The organism is Peptoniphilus sp. (genome assembly GCF_034090345.1).
Lineage (GTDB): Bacteria > Bacillota > Clostridia > Tissierellales > Peptoniphilaceae > Peptoniphilus.
The window spans coordinates 1-5978 of sequence record NZ_JAXDSS010000100.1 but is presented as its reverse complement, the minus strand read 5'-3'; the positions used below and the strand labels follow the sequence as shown (position 1 = coordinate 5978).

3 protein-coding genes are annotated in these 5978 nt (G+C 33.4%); all 3 read left to right on the top strand.

All coding sequences use genetic code 11. The features are described from left to right. Positions 1-813, top strand: an 813-nt coding sequence (locus SOR77_RS08050; protein ID WP_320636601.1) for an HAD-IC family P-type ATPase, incomplete at its 5' end; no start/stop codon positions are given. A 246-nt stretch (positions 814-1059) separates the two neighbouring features. After that, positions 1060-1230 carry a DUF362 domain-containing protein gene (locus SOR77_RS08045; RefSeq protein WP_115312158.1) on the top strand — a complete coding sequence of 57 codons (171 nt, stop codon included), beginning with the start codon at positions 1060-1062 and terminating at the stop codon, positions 1228-1230. 197 nt (positions 1231-1427) lie between these two features. Further along, a complete protein-coding gene (locus tag SOR77_RS08040; RefSeq protein WP_320636600.1) occupies positions 1428-5684 on the top strand; it encodes an acyl-CoA dehydratase activase-related protein in 4257 nt (1418 codons plus the stop codon). Positions 5685-5978: the final 294 nt, after the last annotated feature.

Below are 5978 nucleotides of genomic sequence, written 5' to 3'. Positions count from 1 at the left end.
ACTGGAGATGGTGTAAATGACGCACCGGCTATAAAGAAAGCTCATATAGGTATTGCAATGGGCATAACTGGTACAGATGTTGCTAAGAGTACAGCCGAAGTAATTTTAACTGATGATAATTTTGCTACAATAGTCCATGCTGTTGAAGAGGGAAGAATTATCTACTCAAACATTAAAAAGTTTGTAGGTTTCTTACTTTCTTGTAACTTAGGAGAAGTATTAATAGTATTTATAGCCATTCTATTAAACTTGCCAGTACCTTTACTTCCAATACAACTTTTATGGTTGAATTTAGTAACGGATTCATTCCCAGCACTTGCGCTTGGAGTTGAAAAGGGAGAAGCAGGTATAATGGAAGAACCTCCAAGAAGCCCTGATGAACCTCTTTTAGATTCAGAACTAAAATTGACAATTGTAATTCAATCAGTGGCAATTACCATAGCTACTCTTGGAGCATATATGCTTGGTTTACAATGGTATGGAAATCAAGAAGAAGGCATCGCTATTGCAAGAACAATGGCGTTTGCAACTCTTATAATTTCTGAATTGTTGAGAAGTTACTCAGCAAGATCTATAAAAGACACACTATTTAGTATAGGTATATTCTCCAATAGAAAACTTGTTTGGGCGACACTGTTCTCACTTGCATTGACATTGATAGTAATGGAAATTCCGGGAGTTAGAGAGCTATTTAAATTAACTCCATTATCAGTGAAAGATTGGGTGGTAATATTAGTGGGAGCTCTAATACCGCTTGTACTAGGTGAAATTCAAAAAGTAATTAGATTTAATAAGACACACAACTCAAAATAGATCATTAAGAGAATTTCAAGATTAGTTTTGGAGTTCTCTTTTTAAATAAAATCTAAAAAAACAATATTTTTTTAATGATAATAATTATAAATAACTCTCAAACAAGTTGATAAGTCTAATATTCAAAACTTAATGAAATGTAGTATCAATAAGGGTTTCAGCCATTTTTGGTTTGAAAAATTATTATTGTTATGTTAAAATTTATTCATAAGTTGAGGAGTCAACAAACTAATAGGAGGTGCTATTATGGCATATGTAATTAATGATAGCTGTATCGCATGTGGAGCATGCAAACCGGAATGTCCAGTAGATTGTATTGAAGAAGGTTCAATTTACACAATTGACGCTGATTCTTGTATCGACTGTGGATCATGTGCATCAGTTTGTCCAGTTGGCGCACCAAACCCAGAAGACTAATTAAAAATTATTTACTTAGAAATTAAGATGGAGTTTGAACTCCATCTTTTTTCATGTACAAAAAATGGCAATTCATTTTGGGTATATATATAAGAAAATTATTTAAAATAAATTGTATTGAATGAGAATTTTTTGTGATATAGTTTCTATACAATTTTAGTTTTCTATTTTTGTATTGTTTTAAGGAGAAATAAAAGATGAAGATACACATGGGTCTTGATATTGGTTCAACTACTGTTAAATTAGTAGTTTTGGACGATGCTTTCAATATACTTTATCAAACTTACAGAAGACATTTTTCAGATGTTAGACTTACTGTAAAGCAAGTTATAAATGATGCTTATGCACATTTTAAATATGATACGGTTACGATAGCAGTGACGGGTTCGGGAGCTTTATCTATACACAAGTCATTACAAATCGAATATATACAAGAGGTTGTGGCTGCTACAGAGGCTATTCAAAGATATATTCCGCAAACTGATGTTGCAATTGAACTTGGCGGAGAAGATTCAAAGATTACCTATATGAATGGTTCGGTAGAACAGAGAATGAATTCTATATGTGCAGGGGGTACAGGGGCTTTTATTGACCAAATGGCATCATTACTACAGACAGATGCTTCAGGTTTAAATGATATGAGTCAAAGCTATGAAAAGATATATCCAATAGCTTCAAGATGTGGAGTATTTGCAAAGACAGATATCCAAGCTCTTATAAATCAAGGCGCAAAAAAGGCGGATATAGCAGCGTCTGTATTTCAATCGGTAGTGAATCAAACAGTTTCAAATTTGGCTTGTGGTAGGCCTATAAAGGGGAAAGTAGCTTTTTTAGGAGGACCATTACATTTTTTACCAATGCTTAAAAATAGATTTGTGGAAACTTTGAAACTATCTGAAGAAGAGACCATAGTTCCTGAAAATTCTGAAATTTTTGTGGCGCTTGGTGCAGCGTTGTCAACTTTTGACGGTGATTTGATTTCTTTTATGGAACTCTATAAAAGAGCCAATAATGCAAGAGAAGAGATAGACAAGGAATCAAAAATTTTACCCGCTCTATTTGAAAGTGAAGAAGAACTTTCAAATTTCATTGAAGAGCATAAGACTAAAGATTTAAAGAGAGAAGATTTAGAGTCATATTCCGGAGCAATGTATCTGGGAATAGACTCAGGTTCAACAACTTCAAAGGTGGTTTTAATGGGGGGAGACAATCAACTTCTATATACTTATTATGGAAGTAATGAAGGTAATCCACTTGATATAGTTGTAGAGCAATTAAAGGAAATTTATAAGAGAAAAAATGAAAATGCATATATAAAATCAGCCGGTTGCACAGGATATGGAGAAGATTTTTTAAAGGCTGCACTCAATTTAGATTTTGGAGAAGTTGAAACAATTGCCCATTTTAAAGCTGCTGAATTTTTTGAACCGGACGTAGATTTCATACTCGATATAGGTGGTCAAGATATGAAGAGTATGAAAATAAAGGATGGAGTAATAGAGTCTATTCTTTTAAATGAAGCTTGCTCTTCAGGGTGCGGTTCATTCCTAGAGACTTTTGCAAAAACTGTAAAAATGGATGCCAAGGAATTTTCTGAAATAGCTCTACATTCAAAACGGCCTGTTGATCTTGGCTCAAGGTGTACTGTATTTATGAATTCAAATGTAAAGCAAGCTCAGAAAGAAGGAGCTCAAGTAGAGGACATCTCAGCCGGACTTGCATATTCTGTAATAAAAAATGCAATACAAAAAGTTATAAAGGTTAGAGACCCAAAACAACTTGGAAACAACATAGTTGTTCAAGGTGGAACTTTCCTATCAGATGCAGTTTTAAGGTCATTTGAATTAATCACAGGAGTAAAGGCTACAAGACCATCTATTGCAGGGCTTATGGGAGCTGTGGGAATGGCTTTAATAAGTAAAGAAAGAGCAGGTGTCAAAAAATCTAATATATTGAATTTGGAAGAACTTGAAGCATTCACATATAAGACAGTCCAAACTCATTGTAGACAATGTACAAATAATTGCGCACTTACAGTAAATACTTTTCCAAATGGAAGGAGATTTATAACCGGGAATAGATGTGAAAAAGGTGCTGGAGTAATAAGAAAAGAAGCTGACCTTCCAAACTTGTATTCATATAAATACAATAGATTATTTGACTATAAATCACTTAGTGAAGAAGAGGCTAAGAGAGGTACAGTTGGCTTGCCAAGAGTGTTGAACATGTATGAAAACTATCCTTTCTGGCATACATTTTTTACACAACTCGGGTATAGAGTAGTGCTTTCTGATGAGTCCAATAGGAAAACCTATGAAAAGGGAATAGAATCCATAACTTCAGAGACAGCTTGTTATCCTGCAAAAATATCTCATGGACATGTGGAAAACTTAATAGAAAAAGGAGTAAAGTTCATATTTTATCCTTCAGTTTTCTATGAGGAAAAGCAATTCGATACAGCTAATAACACATTGAACTGTCCGGTAGTTGCCGGATATTCAGAAGTAATTAAAAATAATCTGGAAAATTTAAGGGAAAATCATATAAAATTTATGAATCCTTTTATGTCATTTGACAATAGAAAAAAACTTGAAAAGAGACTTTCGGAAGTGTTTGAAAATATTCCATCAAATGAAGTAAAAAGAGCTGTTAAAATGGCTTATGAAGAGTCTGATAGATATAAAGCTGATGTGAGGGCAGAAGGCAAGAGAGCTATGATGGAAATTGAAAAAAGAGATATAAAGGCAATTGTGTTGGCGGGGAGACCATATCATATTGACCCTGAAATAAACCATGGAATACCGGAGCTTATAAATTCTCTTGGACTGGCAGTTTTATCCGAAGATTCAATTTCAAACTTAGTAGATGTGGATGGGAAGCTTAGAGTATTAGATCAATGGAATTACCATTCAAGACTTTATAGAGCAGCTAAATTTGTCGGGATGCATAAAAATTTAGAGATGATTCAATTAAATTCATTTGGCTGCGGAATTGATGCAGTAACAACAGACCAAGTAAATGAAATATTAAGTGGTTATCACAAGATATATACGGTTTTAAAAATAGACGAAGTAAATAACTTGGGAGCTATAAAAATTAGAATAAGATCTCTTTTAGAAGCATCTGACAGACGTGAGATAAATGAAGAGCCTGAGATAATTGACGAAAAACCGGTTGAGTTTACAAAGAAGATGAAAAAAGACCACACAATATTAATTCCACAAATGGCTCCAACACATTTTGCACTGCTAAAACCAATACTCAAAACTCTTGGATATAATTTTGAAGTGTTACAAGACTTAGACTCAAAAGTTGTAAATGAAGGGCTTAAATATGTAAACAATGATGCTTGTTACCCTTCAATATTTGTAGTTGGTCAATTCATGGATGCGCTTAAGAGCGGCAAGTATGACCCGGACCACATAACATTTTTGATGTCGCAAACAGGTGGAGCTTGCAGAGCATCAAATTACGTAGGATTTATAAGAAAGGCATTAAAAGATGCAGGATATGGACAAATTCCCGTGCTTGCACTATCTCTACAGGGAATAGAAGAACACGAAGGGTTTAAACTGAACCCAACAGAGTTAATACCACTTACAAATAAGATAATAATGGGGCTTCTATATGGAGATTTAATTATGAGATTGACTCAAAAGATTAGACCTTATGAGATGATAAAGGGTTCAACAGATGTTTTATATAGAAGATGGGTTGAAATTTGCCAAAATCCGTTGAGTTTTCAATTAAAGAAATTTAAAGAAAATGTAAAACAAATGGTAAGGGAATATAGTGCGCTTGAAATAAGTGATGAGGTTAAACCTAAAGTTGGGATAGTTGGAGAAATATTGGTAAAATATCTTCCGGCAGCTAATAACTATATTGCAGAAAAAATGGAAAAAGAAGGTGCTGAAGTAGTAATACCGGATTTGACAGACTTTATAATGTATTCATTTAAAAATGCTGAAATCAAACACAAAGAACTATCTAAAAGATTAATTCCTGGTATTATATGTAATTTTGGAATAAAATACATTGAAAAATATAGAACAATAGTTAGAAATGCCTTGCAAGAACATGGTTTTCATACTCCAAGGAAGATAGAGGATATAATGGAGTATGCTAAAAAATACGTGGACTTGGGCAATCAATACGGAGAAGGTTGGCTTTTGACAGGAGAAATGGTCGAGTTAATAGAGGACGGATGTGAGAACATAGTATGTGTTCAACCGTTCGGTTGTCTGCCAAATCACATTACCGGAAAAGGTGTGATAAAAGCTATAAGAGAAACCTATCCAACTTCAAATATAGTTCCAATAGATTGTGACGCTTCCGCTTCTGAAGTAAATCAGTTCAACAGAATAAAACTTATGTTGGCACAGGCAAAGAAGAATTTAGAAAATAAAGAAAGTGCACCAATAACTAAAAAGAATATAAAAATAGCAAAGAGATAGGGCGAAAGTCTTATCTCTTTTTTGCTAAATTTATGAGTAAACTAATATAAATAAATTTTTTATAAAGTTAATGAAAACGATTATTGACAACAGTGATGGCAAACATATATACTAAAACCAAGCGGTGGCTATTATAGATTTTATAATTCTAAGGTTTAAAGCAGTAAACTTTAGTTAAGGAGATAAAATGAAAAGAGTATATAATATCTTTATGTTGCTGTTTTCTTTTGTTTTAATAGTGTTGTGTGTAAAGAAGACAAGCATAGATGAATTTAAAAGAGTTATGGAGAACCC

What these genes read in the sequence shown, in the direction of transcription:
- SOR77_RS08045 (WP_115312158.1), top strand. Translation starts at nt 1,060, where the DNA reads ATGGCATATGTAATTAATGATAGCTGTATCGCATGTGGAGCATGCAAA.
- SOR77_RS08040 (WP_320636600.1), top strand. Translation starts at nt 1,428, where the DNA reads ATGAAGATACACATGGGTCTTGATATTGGTTCAACTACTGTTAAATTA.